A 17,370-nucleotide genomic window follows, 5' to 3' on the forward strand; every position below is an offset into this window, starting at 1 on the left:
TTCCTCATTTCATATAAAATCGGTTCATTTTCCCAAAGACTTGAAATAGTTTTTGGAAAAACGAACCTTTCGTTTTTTATTTTTGAACGGCTTCTTCATAGTCGCCATTAATACAAATGACTTGTTTGCCACCTTTAACTTTTTTCTCCACTAAATATTTACCACATTTCGGACATTTACGACCGACTGGTTTATCCCATGAAGTAAAATCACACTCTGGGAAGCGAGAGCAACCATAAAAAATTCGATTCTTTTTAGATTTTCGCTCCACTACTTGGCCTTTTTCACAAACCGGACAAGTTACGCCAATTTCTTTAATAATTGGTTTCGTGTTGCGACAATCGGGGAAGTTACTACAAGCATAAAATTTGCCGTAACGACCTAATTTGATCACCATTGGATGACCACAAAGATCACAGTCAAAGTTAGCTGGTTCATCTTTAATCTGAATTTTTTCGATTTTTTCTTCCGCTTCAACTAATTCTTTTTCAAAAGGTCGATAGAAGCGGTCGACAACTTTAACCCATTCTTCTTTGCCTTCTTCAATCTTATCAAGGCTACCTTCCATCTCAGCGGTAAAGTGAACATCAACAATTTGTGGGAAGAAATCAACGATTAAAGTATTGACAATTTCTCCTAATTCCGTTGGTTCAAAACGCTTTTGCGTTAATTTGACATAGTAACGCCGTTGAATCGTCTCTAACGTTGGCGCATAAGTTGACGGACGGCCCACACCATTTTCTTCAAGAGTGCGAATTAAAGTCGCTTCACTAAAGCGTGCTGGCGGTTGAGTAAAGTGTTGTTTTGGTTCGATATCTAATGATTGAACCACATCGCCAACGACTAATTCTGGTAAAATGTTTTCTTTTTCCTCTTTACCATCATCCCGGCCTTCAATGTAAACTTGCATAAAACCTTTAAACTTAATTTTTGAACCATTGGCAATAAAAATCACGCCGTTTTGGTTTAAAGTCACTTTCATCGTATCCATCACAGCTGGTGTCATTTGGCTAGCGACAAAACGCGACCAAATCAAGTTGTACAATTTCAATTGGTCTTTATCTAAATATTGCTTCATTTCATCAGGGGTTCTTAAAGTGCTAGTTGGGCGAATCCCTTCATGGGCATCTTGCGCTCCTTGTGCGTTTTTAACCTTACGGCCCCCATGAGAAGAATATTCCTCACCGAATTTCTTTTGGATGTATTCAGCCGCTTCACCTTTGGCGCTATCAGCAATCCGCGTTGAATCGGTACGCATATATGTGATTAAACCAACTGTGCCTTGTTTCCCTAAAGCAATACCTTCATATAATTGTTGGGCAATCATCATGGTTTTACGGGTTCTAAAATTCAGTTTACGAGCAGCTTCCTGTTGCAAGCTACTAGTAGTAAACGGCAAAGCTGGATTGCGTTTGCGTTCTTTCTTTTCAACCTTCGTAACATCAAAATCTTTACCAGCTAAACGCTGAGTAATTTCTTTAACACTTTCAGCCGTTGGTAATTTTTGTTTCTTACCATCGACACCCCAGAAATTTGCTTTGAATTTTTTCTTTTCTTTTTTGAAATTTCCGTCTAAGCTCCAATATTCTTCAGGAACAAATTCACTAATTTCTTTTTCCCGGTCAATAATAATTTTTAAAGCTACTGATTGAACACGACCAGCGCTTAGACCTTTTTTAACTTTTCGCCATAAAATCGGACTGATAGAATATCCCACTAAACGGTCTAAAACCCGTCGTGCTTGTTGAGCATCCACTAAGTCAACGTCAATACTACGAGGTTCTTTAAAGGCCGCTTTCACAGCATCTTTAGTAATTTCATTGAAAACTACCCGATTTTTATCTTTTAAATCTAAACCTAGTAAGAAAGCTAAATGCCAAGCAATTGCTTCTCCTTCACGGTCCGGGTCACTTGCGAGAAAGACTTTTTGGGCTTTTTTAGCCGCTGCTTTTAAACTTTTAATGACATCGCCTTTACCGCGAATTGAAATATAATGAGGTTCGTAATTATTTTCAACATCAATCCCCATTTTACTTTTAGGCAAATCACGAACATGTCCGACACTGGCAACTACTTTATAATTTCTTCCTAAATACTTTTCAATTGTTTTAGCCTTAGCTGGTGATTCCACAATAACGAGATATTTATAGGCCATAAATAATGGTTTCCCCTTCCGAAACTTTTTCTTCTATATAATATATAACTTAAACTTATTTAACCAATCACTTGTTTCTCAAGGTGACGATATAAATCGTATGTAATCATAGCGATTCAAAAAGTATTTGTCAAGAAAAGCTTTTTAAAGATTTAAAAAAATTTAGCAGTTAAGAGAGAAAAACAGCTGTTAATGAGCGTTATCAAAAGTTTTTTCAATAATTCACTACTATTTTATTAAACTTTTAAAAAAATAGCTTTTATGTTCTAAAATATTCAAATTCATCAATAATATCGCCAATTTCCATGATACACTTCGCTCCATCTTGAATTAACTCTAAACATCCCGTTGATTGACCACTTAAAATATCACCAGGAACTGCAAAAACTTCTCGTCCTTCTTCGCTGGCCAACTGAGCAGTAATGAGCGAGCCACTTCGTTGACGTGCTTCAATCACACACGTTCCCCAAGTTAAACCAGCAATAATCCGATTGCGCATGGGAAAATGATATTTCCTTGGTGGCACACCATCAGGATATTCTGATAACAACAGATGCTCTTGTTTAATTTTATCTTGCAACGCTTGATTTTCCTTGGGGTAGCAGCAGTCAATGCCATTGCCAATTACCGCAATCGTCTGACCATCATTAGCAATCGTCATCTTATGAGCTAAGCCATCAATCCCTTTAGCTAAACCACTTACTACGACAAAACCGCAAAATACCATACCTGGAATTAATTGTTTCAAGACTTTTTGACCATAAGTAGAGGATACTCTTGAACCCACCACCGCCAAACTTCTTTGTGCTAATAAAGATAAATCCCCTTGGTAAAATAACAAAACTGGCGGATTATTGATTTCCTTTAATGCTTCAGGATAAATTTCATCTAAAATCGTAAAATAAGAGCGAGTATTTTGCTTTACCAATAAGTCAGCTTCTGCAAAGGATTCTTCAAAAATTGCTTTCGTCCGAAACAGTTTAGCGATTTGAATCATTTCATTCATAGATAAAGCTGTTCTTTGATTTTCTAAACAATAATTCAAAAGTTTAAGTCGCCCAATATTACTAATTCCTTGACAAAACATCAATTTTACTAAAAATGCCTTTAATTCTTCCATAACAAAAAAACCTCTTTTCCAAAAATAGTAAAATAGTCCTCTTACTATAAGATTTGCAAAAAAAGGTTGATTTCATTTTTTATTTATAAATAATTTTTAATTGGTGCAAAAGTTTTCCGATGAATCGGTGTAATACCTAATTTTTGAATACCAGCCAAGTGTTCTGCTGTGCCGTAACCAGCATTGCGGTCAAAACCATAACCGGGATACTGTTTATCATATTCAACCATCATGTGGTCTCTGGTAACTTTCGCAACAATACTCGCCGCCGCAATTGAAATCGAGCGAGCATCCCCTTTAATCAAATTCTCTTGCGGGATACCGTTAGCTAATTTCATAGCATCAATTAATAAAAAGTCAGGTATTTCGGGCAAATTATCAATAGCTTGTTGCATCGCTAACTTAGTTGCTTCGTAAATATTAACGTCGTCAATCACTTCTGGACTAATAATTCCCACGCCAATTCCTAAAGCTTGCTTTTCGATCTCCACTAATAAAGATTCTCTTTTAGCTAAAGAAAGCTGTTTAGAGTCATTAACTCCCACTAAATCTACATTTTGTGGTAAAATAACCGCCGCCGCAACAACCGGACCCGCTAAAGGTCCGCGGCCAACTTCATCAATGCCAGCAATAATTTGATAGCCTGCTTGCCAATTTTGTTTTTCAAAGAGTAGCATTTCTTGATAATGAGCAGCTATTTCCGCTTGTTTAGCAAGCCTGTTTTGCCACTGCTGAAGGGCTTGTTGCACGCCCTTGCGCTCATCGCTTTGCCAAAGAGCTAAGCGCTCATCAGCTGCATCATTAATTGTTTGCAGCTGCTTTTTAATTTCACTAATTGATTCACTCTTCATCTAAACTAACCTCAGCTTCTTCATAGCGATCTAAAGTAAAACCGCCTAACTTGCCATTACGCAGTTCGTGAATAAACATTTCACTGCCCCGTTCATAATTATCTCGAAAACCACGTTTTTCAGTAATTAACATCAATAATTCTGCACCAGGTAAGAAAGTATCTTCCTCAGTTAGTTTATAGCGCACTTGTAAGTTTTCTGGATAAAAACGACTGAAAAATTCTAAGCCATAAATAGCTAAATCATCTAAATGTAACAGTTGATCTTTAATTGCACCAGTTAAAGCTAATTTTTTACCAATTTCGGCATCATCAAATTTAGGCCACAAAATCCCTGGCGTATCTAACAACTCCAAATCAGTCCCCATTTTCAACCATTGCTGACCTTTTGTTACGCCGGGTTTATTGCCAGTTTGAGCGATTTTTTTGCCAACTAAACGATTCATTAATGTTGATTTACCAACATTAGGAATCCCGATGACCATCGCCCGAATCGCTCTTGGCTTCAAGCCACGAGCTTTATCCCGTGCAATTTTTTCTTTTAAAGCAACTTTGGCTGCTGGAATGATTTTTTTCGTACCTTGATTATCGTGGGCATTAATCGCTAAGGCCGCATATCCTTTGGCGATGAAAAACTGCACCCATTTTTGCGTTTGTTGCGGATCCGCTAAATCGGCTTTGTTTAACAAAACCAAGCGCGGCTTTTGTTGAATAATTTGATCTAACATTGGATTTCTTGATGCCAAAGGTAACCGGGCATCCACTAGTTCAAAAACAATATCTACAAATTTTAATTTTTCCGAAACTTCTCGTTTGGCTTTAGCCATATGGCCCGGAAACCATTGAATTGTGGTCATGATTGTACTCCTTATTTCCGTCATTTTTTATGTTAAATAGCTTGTCTTTAATCAAATAAAGACAGCTTTTATTAAATACTAGATTAATTAAACTATTTCCTATTTTAACATATTAAGCCAGGCTTATGAAATTATCATTTGTAAAATTATTGGTAAATGAATTCAAAAATATATTTAAAAGATAGCAAAATCTTTTCATTTCTGCCCCTTCTCTGTACCCTTTTATAACTTTCAACTTGTTACAAAGCAAAAGACCCCTTGATAATCAAGGGGTCTTTCTAACTGTCTTATTTAACAGCATCTTTTAACGCTTTACCTGGTTTGAATGCAGGCACTTTGCTAGCTGGAATTTCAATTTCAGCACCAGTTTGAGGGTTACGACCTTTACGAGCTGCACGAGCACGTACTTCGAAGTTACCAAAACCGATTAATTGAACTTTTTCACCGCTTGCTAAAGCGTCTTGAATTGAAGAAAATACAGCATCTACTGCTGCAGTTGCATCTTTTTTAGTTAAGCTAGTAGCTGCTGCAACTTTTTCGATTAATTCTGCTTTGTTTGCCATGGATTGATTCACCTCCTCGACAATAAATTGTTGATGTAAAACATCTCAGATTGTACTCTCTTCGAGTGGTCCAAAAAGAGTAAGCAAATATTGATTTGGTTCAATATTCTGTAACAACGATAGCATAAGAACCTTACAATAGCAAGGTTTTAAGGTTTTTTTTGTTAGTTTTTTTCTTTTTCTACATAAAATTCTCATTTTATCAAATTTTCTTTTACAAAAGACTAGTTTTATGATAAAATGCCTATTTTCTCCGACGTGGAATAATTTTGATTGGTGTTCCTTCAAAAGCAAAAGCTTTACGAATTTGATTTTCTAAGAAACGCGCGTAAGAAAAATGCATCAATTCTTCTTCATTTACGAAGATTACAAAAGTTGGTGGTTTCACCGCTACTTGAGTTGCATAAAAAATCTTCAAGCGTTTGCCTTTATCGGTTGGTGTCGGATTAATCGCTACGGCGTCCATAATAATATCATTTAAAACTGCAGATGGTACCCGTAAGTTTTGGTTGTAACTAACTTCACTAATTAAAGCTGGTAATTTATTTAAGCGCTGTTTGGTTACTGCTGAAACAAAAATAATTGGCGCATAATCTAAATAAGAAAATTCATCACGAATTTCAGTTTCAAAATCACGTAAAGTATTGGTTTCTTTTTTTACCAAATCCCATTTGTTAACAACGATGACCATGCCACGGCCCGCCTCGTGAGCGTAGCCAGCTACCCGCTTGTCTTGTTCACGAATACCTTCTTCAGCGTTAAGCACCATTAAAACAACGTCAGAACGGTCAATTGCACGCATCGCACGCATGACACTATATTTTTCGGTGTTTTCATAGACTTTTCCGCGTTTACGCATGCCGGCAGTATCAATCATTAAATATTTTTGACCTTCTTCATCAACGAAATTCGTATCAATGGCATCTCGCGTCGTTCCTTCAATTTCTGAAACAATTACACGGTCTTCCCCTAAAATAGCATTAATTAATGAAGATTTACCGACATTTGGACGGCCAATTAAACTAAATTTAATGATGTCTTCTTCTTCGGCTTCAATTTCATCGGAAAAATGTTTAACTGCTTCATCTAAAACATCCCCTAAACCTAAACCATGGCTACCTGAAACAGGGAAAGGTTCTCCTAAGCCTAAACTATAAAATTCATAAATTTCATTACGCATCTCAGGATTATCTACTTTATTAATCACTAAAATAACTGGTTTGTTGCTTCGATATAACATTTTAGCAACCATTTCATCCGCATCAGTAATACCTTCACGACCACTGGTCACAAAAAGAATAACATCGGCTTCATCAATCGCAATTTCTGCCTGATATTTAATTTGTTCCATAAATGGTTCGTCACCTAAATCAAGTCCACCAGTATCAATTAAACTGAATTCTCGACCTAGCCATTCACCTTTAGCATAAATACGATCTCGCGTAACCCCTGGTGTATCTTCAACAATTGATATTCTTTCTCCGGCTATTCGGTTAAAAATTGTCGATTTCCCCACATTAGGACGACCAACAATAGCTAATGTTGGATTTGCCATATTGCTTCACTTCCTCTATTTATTCTAAATTGCGCATACAAACTTACACTTGATTACCTAAAAATAAAGCGCCTAACAGTTCTCTACTATATAATAATAGATGAAATTTGAAAAAAATTCACCTTTAACTACTAAAAAAACTGATTATTATTGATTTTATTACTTTTTTCAACAATAAAAAACTCTCAAAAAGCAGATCATATAAATTTCTTTGCAACTTTCCTTAGTTTAACGAAAGTTCCATTTGGTTGCAAGGAAAAAAAGATGGTAAAATTCAAATTTTACCATCTTTCATGACTATTAATTTGTTAGTTTACTCTTCTTCGCCAGCATCTTTCAATGCTTGACCAAGAATATCTCCCATTGAAAAGCCAGTTGATTCTTCTGGAAGTTCATAACTTCCTTCAGTAACTTCTTCAACTACTTGTTCTGTCTCAGTTTTTTCTTCCAAAGCTTTAATGCTTAAAGCAATTCGGTGTTCGCTAGGATTAAGTTCCAAAACTTTCACTTTAATTTCGTCGCCTTCTTTAAGTAACTCATGAGGCGTTGCAATATGTTTGTGAGAAATTTGTGAAATGTGAACAAGTCCTTCAACCCCAGGGAAGACTTCAACGAATGCCCCAAAGCTTGTTAAGCGTTTAACCACACCATCTAGAACACTGTCAACAGCCGCTTTTTCTTCCACTTCAGACCAAGGTTCTGATAAAGTAGCTTTAATTGATAATGAAACCCGTTCTGTTTCAGGATTAACTGAAAGAATTTTAACAGTTACTTTGTCGCCAACTGCTAAAACATCACTTGGTTTCGCTACATGAGTGTGTGCTAGTTCAGAAACGTGAACTAATCCATCAATCCCACCTAAATCAACGAACGCCCCAAAGTCTGTTAAACGAGCAACAGTTCCTTCAACAACAGCGCCTTCAGTTAAGTTAGCCATTACTTGATGTTTTTTAGATTCTTTCTCAGCTTCTAAAATAGCTTTGTGTGAAAGAATTAAACGATTTTCAGAAGGTTCAATTTCAACAATTTTGAAAGTTAAAGTTTTTCCTTTATAATCAGAAAAATCTTCAACAAAGTGATCAGCTACCATTGAAGCTGGTACGAAACCACGTACGCCTGCATCAACAACTAAGCCACCTTTAACAACGTTGGTAACTGCTGCTTCAATAACATTGCCTGCTTTGAAATCTTCTTCAATTTTTTCCCAAATCTTTTTCGCATCAATCCGGCGTTTAGATAATAAATAATTGCCGTTTTCTTTGTCTTTACCGACGATTGGTGCGATAACTACCAATTCCAGCACATCTCCAACTGAAACAACTTCAGAAATATCCTCAATTGGTAAAGTTGATAATTCTTTAGCAGGAACTACGCCTTCAACACCAGCGCCTTCAATTCCTACTACAATTTGTTTGTCTTCAATGACCAAAACTTCTGCTTTGACAACATCTCCAACGTTTACTTCTTGGAAACTACTTAAGGCATCTTCCATAGTTTCTCCCGCTAAATCTTGCTTTTGTTCAAATTCTGTCATGACAAATATCCTCCTAAACCAACAAATTAATCACACTACTTACATCAGTTTATAGCATTTTCACAAAAAAATAAAGCGATTTCTTATTTTTTTGTATTATAAAATAGATTTTTATAGCCTTAGGCAAAAATAAAAAAACAAAAAAATTTTTTTATTTTTTTAAATAGCACTTTTTTTGAAAAAAATTCTCAATTCTATAAAATCTTTTCAGCCGATTTCCTTTTCAAAACTAGCTTACAGAGCTTTTATAAATAACAAAAAAACAGCACTTAACCAACATTTATCAAAAAAAATAAATTTATATACTTTTTTTGAAAATAATCTCTTTGATAGCAGCAACAACCTCAATTACAGAGAGTCCTGTCGTATCTAATTCAATCGCATCTTCAGCTTTCACTAAAGGTGAAATTTCTCGGGTAGAATCTAAATGGTCTCGCTTTTGAATCTCTGCTTGCAACTGCTCTAAAGGCGTATTAATTCCCTTAGCTAAATTTTCTTTATAACGACGTTGTGCCCGTTCTTCCACGCTAGCAATTAAGAAAATTTTCACTTCAGCATTTGGCAACACGGCTGTGCCAATATCACGGCCATCCATCACCACGCCGCCATTAACGCCATAGGCTTGCTGTTTTTCTACTAATTTTTCTCGCACAATTTTTTGCGCAGATACTTCAGAAACTGCATTAGTGACCTCGGGCTGACGAATCGCTAAAGTCACGTCTTCTTGATTGGTAAAAACTAACTGCCCCTCATCCGCTTGTTTAAAAGAAATTTCGTAGTTATCAATTAATTCCGCCAATTTTTCCTCATCAGAAAAACCAACTTGATTTTGAATCGCTAAATAAGTTACCGCGCGATACATTGCGCCGGTATCCAGATAAATATAATTAAAATCTTTTGCTAAAATTTTGGCAACTGTACTTTTACCAGATGAGGCTGGTCCATCAATTGCTATACTGATTTTTTTCATTCAATGACCTCTTTTATGATTGATTACAAGAAGATACAGCCTCCTTATAGAAAGAGGCTGTATCAAGTTTTTTATTTAATACGTAAATATTCACCAGGTAAAAGTACATAGTATTCATCAATACCATTTAAAGAATATAAAGTATCTACAGAAATACCATTGCGTTCCGCAAAAGCATAAGGTCCGTCGCCCGCATAAATTTCAGCGTATTCTGCTTCGCCCTCTTCTTCTAAACCATCCTCAGCTTGTGGGTCTTGGTTTTCAATTGGATCTGAATAACCATTACCTTCACCAGGGATTCCTTGATTGTCCACAGAATCGGTTGAAGGATCAGCGATTGCTGGGTTGGTTTCAGAAGAAACCACTAATGATGAACTAGTTGTTGATGTCGCAGCAGTCTTCGGCTCGTTAAATGAATTCTTAAAGATATAATAAGCTACAAAAAGTACCGCAATAATTAAAAATAGCATAATTAACATTGACGTTAGGAAAAAAGTGTTACCTCTTTTTTTCTTGCGTTGTTGCATCCTTGAAGACTTTGTTTCATACTCGGTGTCATATATAGTCTGCTCCCAAGGTTCAGTTGCTCTATTTTTTTTCTGATCGTTCATTTTGCTCACGTTATTCTCTACCTCCCAAAATACTGTCACTTGTCATTATAGCATATTCCTTTTATTTGTGGTTTCTAAATTACAATTTTATTTTATTCTTTAAAAATTTTTTCTAAAATTACTTGCCAAGCTTCATTTTCAGTTGAAAGTTTTGTTGGTTTGGCTGGTTTTTCAGCTAATAGCAGCTGGCTTTGATGATAATCACAACACTTTTCAGGAACTTTCGTTATTTTTTCAGCAAAATGCTTTAATAAAAATTCCCGGCGACAGTTTTCTTCATTAATATAATTTAAGACTGTCAATAATTGCTGGCGTTTTTCTGCTTCGTGAATTTTTAAGCGTTGCATAAGTTCAGTCGCAGCACCGACTTCCTCAGCTTCTGCAAGCCATTTTTGCTGCAACTCTGAAAGTTCCGTTTTTTCAATATTGAGTTCACCTTGCAAGAAATCGCTAAATAGCTGGCGTTCTTCCCGCAAGTTTTTTTGAAAATAGTAATGAACTTGTTCATCATGCTGCTTGTACAATAAAATTGCTTGGCTAGCTTGGCCATCACGACCGGCACGACCAATTTCTTGCAGATAATTTTCAATGCTTTCTGGCAAATCATAATGAATAATCGTGCGAATGTCGCCTTTATTAATCCCCATGCCAAAAGCGTTAGTTGCCAATAACCAAGTTAATTCTCCCGCTAAAAACTGCTGTTGTAATTGGCGCCGCTGCCCGCTAGCTAAGCCACCATGATAATAACCAATTGAAAATTCTCCTGAAAAAATTTGGTACAATTCTTCAACCTTTTTACGGGTACTGCAATAAATAATTCCTGGTGCTGCTACAGTTGAAAGAATTTCCCGCAAGCGTTGCTCTTTTTCAGCAGTTTTTTCTACAAAATAACTAATATTTTGTCTTTCAACCGATTCTCTGACTAAATGAAAACTTTTATGAAATAATAATTGCTTAATATCCTCCGCTACTTTCGGTGTCGCTGTGGCGGTTAATGCTAAGAGTAATGGTGAATTTAACTGCTGTAAAATCCCGCCTAATTGGCGATATTCTGGTCGAAAATCATTGCCCCAAATTGATAAACAATGAGCTTCATCCACTACAAATAAAGCTAACTGTAACTGTTGAATCTTTTTAAAAACGGCGGGCTGCCTTAACATTTCTGGACTAATAAAAATAAATTTATAGCTGGCTAAATTTTGCAGTAACCAATTTTTTTCAGGCTGAGATAAATTACTATTCAAAGCAACAACTGCTTTTTCACCCAGTTTTTGCAACTGACTGACTTGATCTTCCATCAAAGAAATCAAAGGCGAAACCACCAAAACTGTCCCTGGCAATAAATAGCCAGTTAGCTGATAGCATAGCGATTTGCCTTTACCCGTTGGTAAAATTGCTAGCGTATCTTTACCACTAAGCAATTGCTGAATAATCTCCTCTTGCCCTTCGCGAAAGTGACTAAAATGAAATTTTTCTTGCAACACTTGATATAGCTGAGCTTCATTAATCACTAGTTTCACCCTCACGAATTTCTTGAATTTGATAAAGTCGAAAAGTAAAATAATCAACTGCGGAAATTTCAGTAACTTCTCGATATTGCAGTTCTCTGATTGGTTTGGTTAAGGTTATTAAAGGCTGTGTATTTTCCCAGGTTAAAAATTTTTCATAAGGAAAATCTTCATCAAACAACGCCCACTCTAACAAATGATCGTAAACTGTCCCTTTAGCTAACCGCCGCTTTTTTTGAACCGTTTCAATAGTATCCCCTGCTAAAATCAACGATTTCGTGGCTATCATACTTTGGTTATAGCGTTTTTGCAAAATCGGTTGAACTAACTGATAAGTTAGCGACGCCTTCATTTGCTCTAGTAAAAAGAGAAAATGATGAATCGCTTGTTGCTCTTGCAAAAATTGTCGTTCTTTAGCGCTATCAGCTAACAATTGATAAGCAGTTTTGCCAATTCTGTTAACCCCAGAAAATTGCCTCGCTAAAAAATCAGCCTCAGCTTGTGGCATTTGCTTAAAGATTTGCGATAACTCTTGAGGGAACTTCTTGATTACCGTAATTTTTGACTCAGTTTTTAACCAAAATTTAAGTTGCTGCCCTAAAAGAAAGTTCGTTTCAATCGGTAAATAATCATTGCGGCCTGCTTGTAAATAAGAAACTACCTGCACCGCAAATTTAACTAACTGCCAAGCTTCGGTAGCACTACGACCATATTGAAAAAAATTCAAATGGTTTAAAGCTAGCTTCTCCGTTAATGCCGCTTTTTCCTTGGCACCTTTTACAGTTAACAGATAACCCTCAGCGGTTACCAATAAATATTGTTGGTCCACCCATTCTGCCAATTGCTTTTGGTAAGCTACTTCCGATAATTTAGGATACATGCCAAAGACAGATAAATAATCATTTAAAAATGCCGCCATTAAACTTGAAGCTGAGCGTTTACCTTTTAAAACATGATAAAAAGAACGTTCTTTCAGCTTGCTCTCTTCAGAAAACAAAGTTAAAATGAATTTATCCATTAGCTCTCTCCCATTTTTATAAAATGTTGCGTTGCAACAATTTAATTATACCTTATTTTGATAACAGAAAGGATGACAAAAGTTTGAATTTTTTTACTCTTTTTAGAAAAAAGAAACTTTGTCAAAAAAATAATGATTAACTGCCAAATTATCCCAGAAAAATGTATTGCTTGTGGCTTATGCCAAGTGATTGCTCCTGCTATTTTTGATTATACTGATGAAGGCTTAGTGCTTTTTACTACAAATCAAACAGCTAAAACAATGAATTTTCCTCTTGAAAATCAAGCAAAACTTAAGCATGCCGCCAAAAAATGTCCCGTGCGGGCAATCGTTATTAATCAGCACCACCCTTCAAAAGGGTGGTTTGCTCTGGGGCTATAAGCCCCTAAAACCGGCCAGCGCCTAAAGACGCTGGCTTTGCCTCTTTTGCCCACCTCTCAAGAGGTGGCTGTATCACTCTCTAACCCTTAAAAGGGTCGTCATATTCTCTGACACTCAATTTATCTAATGCTATATCATGTTTTTCTTGTTCTTGAATGTACTTCTTGATGGTCGCCTCATTCAATCCTACTGTACTTACATAATATCCTTCTGCCCAAAAATGTCGATTTCCGAACTTATATTTCAAATTTGCATGCTTATCGAATATCATCAATGCACTTTTTCCTTTTAGATATCCCATAAAACTTGATATGCTCATCTTCGGTGGTATACTCAACAACAGATGAACATGATCGGGCATCATATGTCCTTCTATTATCTCAACACCTTTATATTTGCATAATCTCTTTATTATCTCTTGAATAGTTGCTCGGTATTGATTGTAAATGATTTTTCTTCTATACTTTGGTGTAAATACAATGTGGTATTTACACATCCACTTTGTATGGGCTAAACTATTTGTTTTATTAGCCATTTTTATCCCTTCCTCTCGTTTTCAATATGGCCTGAACAACTATATTTTAACGATTGAAGGGACTTTTTGGTATAACCTTTTGTTTTCCACCCGCATAGCAGGTGGTTTTCTGTTTCGCTCGTTTCACTCACTCAACTGACTAAAGTCAATAATAAAAAAACTCAGTTAGCTCAATTTTTAATCAAGCTAACTAAGTTTATCAATTTTAGATTATGCGGGTGGTTCTGCTTGCAAATCCTCTTCAGGATTTCTGTTTGGTGGATTAGTCGGCCGTTCCCCGCTAGGATGACCACCACCACCTGCCACCATAGAAAGATTCCCTGATGTTGTTACGTTATCTGTTAAAAGATAGCTTCCTAATGCTTGCTTATCATAAGTAATCGTGACTTCTTTATCAATTTCAAAAGAACTATCACTAAGAACTAAATAAGTAAAAGTATTTTGTGGTGTGTAAGTAAGCCATTCGTCATTATCTGTCTGAATTGCTAAACTACCACCAGCTTTTTGCTGATTCTCCAAAGCGACTGCTAAACTAGCTTGTTGTGAATCTTCATTAGGTGTTTGCGCCATATTAGCTGTACCGATACCTAATAGCTGGCCACCAGATAATGTGAACGTACCATTATAATCTAATACGCCATTGCCACCGCTAACGGGCCCATCAACAATTAATAAGCCATCAGTCATTTCTACATCACCATTACTGTCAATTCCATCACCGTCAGAAACAACTACAGTGGTTTTTCCGCCAGCAATTATAATTTTTTTACTACTATCAGCAGTCATTCCACCGCCCATACCACCTTTAGGGCCAGCTGCAAAACTGTCTGCTCCGAAGTTGCCTGTAGTCGTTTCTTCATCGCTACCACCACCAGCATTTAAACCATCATCAGTCGCATGAACAACGAGACTACCGCCTTGAATTTCAATGATAGAAGCTTCTAAACCTTCATAGGATTCAGTAACGTTTAAAACGCCATCGTTTATTAATAGCTGTTGGTCTGCGTGTACCCCATCATCACCACTGGCTAATTGAAGCGTGCCACCATTAATCACAACATCTTGGTTGCTGTGTAAACTATCATCTGCCGAATTAATCTCGAACTCGCCATCATCAATAATTAAGGAACTTCCTGCTTTAATTCCTTTATAACTTTCCGTAGTTGTTAAATTTTCACTATCAGCACCATTAACCGTCGTTATCGTTACTTTGCCAGCTGATGCAGCAAATTGGCTTTCAGCTTGGATACCGTCATTTCCGGCTTGAATGGTAAACTCGCCACCATCCAAAGCCAACCAACCAGTTTCAGCTTCTGTTCCATTGACTTGAATCCCATCGCCAGCTGCTTCAATTGTAAAGCTTCCCTCCGCAATTGATAAAGAATCTTTCCCTTTAATGCCGTTGTTGGTTGCCTTTATTTCAAAAATACCACCTGTAATCACCAAATCATCTTTGCCGCGAATACCATTGTTATAATTGGCATTTACAATTAATTTTCCGCTACCATTAATTGTTAAATCATCTTTACTGTAAAGAGTAGCATCAGGTTCGTCTTCCTCAGTAGTAGCAAAATTATAATTTTCACCATCAGTTAAGGTATTGACACTGCCTTCAGCTAAAGTCACCATCACTTGTTCTGCTTGTTCCACATAAATTGCGGGAAAATCATCATTGGTAATTGTCGCATCTTTCAAAACAATTTGAACTTTATCTAAATCTTTATCTGCTGAAACTTGAATCATCCCTTGATAGCTGCCACTAATAAGGTAAGTTCCCCCGCTGTCAATGGTAATAATGCCGTCTGCTTCACTGGCACCACTTCCTGTGATTTCTGCTGAAGTTTCTTGCAACTGAATCTTAGTTGCTGTGGCTTCGTCATAAGAGCTATCAAAATCGCTTGTTTGATAGCTACCATAGCGCCCGGCTGTTTTAGTTAAGCTTGTAGCAGTTGACAAACTCGCAGTTTCCGAAGTTTCTGTCGCTTCTGTGGTGCTATCTGTGGTGACCTCTGCTGATTGGCTACAAGCAGTTAATGTTATTGCGACTAAACTCATTAAAAATTTGTGTTTTTTCATAGCTATCCTCCTCAATTCTATAATTCATCTTTATTTTTTGCTACTTTACCAGAGATAATTGGTAAATTGCCGTTTCTAACGCGGATGGCGTCAATTAACATTTTTTCTTTTTGAATATCTTTCAATTTGACTAAATAGCGTAATTCATAAAGAGAACCCATAGTTGTGGTGCGTACCGATTCACAAGTTGCTTGATAAGTATATTCAGTAAATAAATCATCAAATAAGCCTGGATAATCTAAATCTTCTGGAATCGAAATTCGTAATTCTCTTTCCGCAACTTTTTGCTTTTCACCAAAATGAGAACCATTCAATAAAAGATTAAAACCCGCTACAATTCCAGAAAATAAGATAATATAGCCAACATAACCCATGCCTGTCGCTAAACCAATCCCCATTGACCAAAAAATTGAAGTAATTTCTCTTGAGCCACCTGCTACAGAACGAAAACGCACCAAGCTAAAAGCACCTAAAACCGCCATGCCGGTACCTAAATTACCATTGACTAACATAATCACCAACTGCACTAAAACCGGCATCACCGCTAAGGTCACTACAAAATTTTTGGAATAAATATTACGATACATATGAACCAAAGCTACTAAAATCCCTAAAATAATCGTTGTTGCCGTACAAAGAATTAAACTTCTTAAAGTAACCGCCACACTATTTCCGCTGGCATCAAATAATAAACTAGTTAACATTTTAAAACTCCATTTCTACTGATATATTTTTATTTAAAACTTAAACTAAATCACTTGAGATAGTTTTGCTTTTTCTTGGGTAATAATTAACTTTTCTTCTTGCTTTATTACACTTTTACTTTCTTTAGGATAGATATAGCGCTGATAAGTTTGGGCATATTTAGAAAATGATATTTTGTGAATGTTTAATTGGGAGAGTATTTGCGTAAACCAAACTGGATAAGCGCCCATCGCCTTGACCTCCATTAAAATCGCAATTTCTGGTGCCACTAATTTTCCTTGGCAGCCTTTAAGTAAATCCAACTCTTCTTTGCGATAACGAATATTGGCATCAAAGGTAATCCGAAAATCCGATTCTTCATCGTCAATTAAATGAAACGCACAGCGATCATAAGCGATTAGTACGCTAGGTTTTAGTTGGTAGCGAGCGAGCACCCAATCAATTTCCTCTTGAATCTGCTTTTCTTTGCCCGTAATTAAAGGATATGTTTGAAAGTTTTGATGATAATTTTGAGCTTGTTGATAATTTAAAGCTAAGCGTCTTTTATAAACCACTCCCTGAATTTTTTTCTTCAACTCTAAAAATACTTGAGAATTTTCATTAGGTACACCATAACTACGCAAGCGAAATTTTTCTTTGTAGCGTGGTTTCTCCATTGAATGACGAATTAATTGATAATCTTCCGTATCATAATACAAAGACAATATAGTATGTAGACCATATTTATCTTCTGACATATATGGTTGAATTGCTTTTATCAATAAGTCATAAGTTTCAAAAGATAACCCATATTTATTCTCTTTCCGTTGAAAAACTTTTTTTAATTTCACCATAATTTATTTCATCCTATTCTATAAAGTAGTTATAAAATAGCTAACGCAGCTTAAATGAAACTTAAAAAAGCCCTCCTAAGTAACCTTAGGAGGACTTTT

The 17,370-nt window shown here is 36.3% G+C and carries 16 protein-coding genes; 1 reads left to right on the forward strand and 15 read right to left on the reverse strand.

The genetic code is table 11. The annotated features are described in order from the left end of the window. Positions 1 to 76: 76 nt before the first annotated feature. From topA to M2139_RS00740, 11 genes are all read right to left on the reverse strand, one after another. Positions 77 to 2,155, reverse strand: a complete 2,079-nt coding sequence (gene topA, locus M2139_RS00690; protein ID WP_280736850.1) for a type I DNA topoisomerase — start codon at positions 2,153 to 2,155, stop codon at positions 77 to 79. A gap of 259 nt (positions 2,156 to 2,414) precedes the next feature. Beyond that, positions 2,415 to 3,275, reverse strand: a complete 861-nt coding sequence (gene dprA / locus M2139_RS00695) for a DNA-processing protein DprA (protein WP_280736851.1) — start codon at positions 3,273 to 3,275, stop codon at positions 2,415 to 2,417. Between the two features lie 83 nt (positions 3,276 to 3,358). Continuing rightward, a complete protein-coding gene (locus tag M2139_RS00700; protein ID WP_280736852.1) occupies positions 3,359 to 4,126 on the reverse strand; it encodes a ribonuclease HII in 768 nt (255 codons plus the stop codon). Continuing rightward, positions 4,116 to 4,982, reverse strand: a complete 867-nt coding sequence (gene ylqF, locus M2139_RS00705; RefSeq protein ID WP_280736853.1) for a ribosome biogenesis GTPase YlqF — start codon at positions 4,980 to 4,982, stop codon at positions 4,116 to 4,118. The genes M2139_RS00700 and ylqF overlap by 11 nt, the downstream gene beginning before the upstream one ends. 287 nt (positions 4,983 to 5,269) lie before the next feature. Then, positions 5,270 to 5,545: an HU family DNA-binding protein gene (locus M2139_RS00710; protein ID WP_280736854.1), complete on the reverse strand. Its 276-nt coding sequence runs from the start codon at positions 5,543 to 5,545 to the stop codon at positions 5,270 to 5,272. A gap of 244 nt (positions 5,546 to 5,789) precedes the next feature. After that, complete coding sequence (gene der / locus M2139_RS00715) at positions 5,790 to 7,100, reverse strand: ribosome biogenesis GTPase Der (RefSeq protein WP_280736855.1); 1,311 nt, start codon at positions 7,098 to 7,100, stop codon at positions 5,790 to 5,792. Between the two features lie 313 nt (positions 7,101 to 7,413). Continuing rightward, complete coding sequence (gene rpsA / locus M2139_RS00720; RefSeq protein WP_280736856.1) at positions 7,414 to 8,634, reverse strand: 30S ribosomal protein S1; 1,221 nt, start codon at positions 8,632 to 8,634, stop codon at positions 7,414 to 7,416. Between the two features lie 298 nt (positions 8,635 to 8,932). Continuing rightward, entirely contained in the window at positions 8,933 to 9,604 is a 672-nt protein-coding gene (gene cmk, locus M2139_RS00725) for a (d)CMP kinase (protein ID WP_280736857.1), read from the reverse strand. A 71-nt stretch (positions 9,605 to 9,675) separates the two neighbouring features. After that, positions 9,676 to 10,215 carry an SAG1386/EF1546 family surface-associated protein gene (locus tag M2139_RS00730; RefSeq protein WP_348522589.1) on the reverse strand — a complete coding sequence of 180 codons (540 nt, stop codon included), beginning with the start codon at positions 10,213 to 10,215 and terminating at the stop codon, positions 9,676 to 9,678. Between the two features lie 92 nt (positions 10,216 to 10,307). After that, positions 10,308 to 11,726 (reverse strand): RecQ family ATP-dependent DNA helicase, encoded by a 1,419-nt coding sequence (locus M2139_RS00735; RefSeq protein WP_280736859.1) that lies wholly within the window; start codon positions 11,724 to 11,726, stop codon positions 10,308 to 10,310. Next, positions 11,719 to 12,741, reverse strand: a complete 1,023-nt coding sequence (locus tag M2139_RS00740) for a helix-turn-helix domain-containing protein (RefSeq protein ID WP_280736860.1) — start codon at positions 12,739 to 12,741, stop codon at positions 11,719 to 11,721. The genes M2139_RS00735 and M2139_RS00740 overlap by 8 nt, the downstream gene beginning before the upstream one ends. A 132-nt stretch (positions 12,742 to 12,873) precedes the next feature. On the opposite strand from M2139_RS00740, the gene M2139_RS00745 reads away from it, so the two are divergent. Continuing rightward, positions 12,874 to 13,122, forward strand: a complete 249-nt coding sequence (locus M2139_RS00745) for a ferredoxin (RefSeq protein WP_348522586.1) — start codon at positions 12,874 to 12,876, stop codon at positions 13,120 to 13,122. A gap of 79 nt (positions 13,123 to 13,201) precedes the next feature. Here M2139_RS00745 and tnpA read toward each other — a convergent pair whose 3' ends face one another. The 4 genes from tnpA to M2139_RS00765 all read right to left on the reverse strand — a co-directional run bounded on the left by tnpA (position 13,202) and on the right by M2139_RS00765 (position 17,271). After that, entirely contained in the window at positions 13,202 to 13,657 is a 456-nt protein-coding gene (tnpA, locus tag M2139_RS00750) for an IS200/IS605 family transposase (protein WP_280739524.1), read from the reverse strand. 210 nt (positions 13,658 to 13,867) lie between these two features. After that, positions 13,868 to 15,733 (reverse strand): carbohydrate-binding domain-containing protein, encoded by a 1,866-nt coding sequence (locus M2139_RS00755; protein WP_280736862.1) that lies wholly within the window; start codon positions 15,731 to 15,733, stop codon positions 13,868 to 13,870. Positions 15,734 to 15,750: 17 nt separating this feature from the next. Next, positions 15,751 to 16,437: a DUF4956 domain-containing protein gene (locus tag M2139_RS00760; RefSeq protein ID WP_280736863.1), complete on the reverse strand. Its 687-nt coding sequence runs from the start codon at positions 16,435 to 16,437 to the stop codon at positions 15,751 to 15,753. 45 nt (positions 16,438 to 16,482) lie between these two features. Next, positions 16,483 to 17,271: a polyphosphate polymerase domain-containing protein gene (locus tag M2139_RS00765; RefSeq protein WP_348522587.1), complete on the reverse strand. Its 789-nt coding sequence runs from the start codon at positions 17,269 to 17,271 to the stop codon at positions 16,483 to 16,485. Positions 17,272 to 17,370: the final 99 nt, after the last annotated feature.

Origin of the sequence: Enterococcus sp. PF1-24 (genome assembly GCF_029893325.1) — a bacterium.
Taxonomy (GTDB): domain Bacteria; phylum Bacillota; class Bacilli; order Lactobacillales; family Enterococcaceae; genus HY326.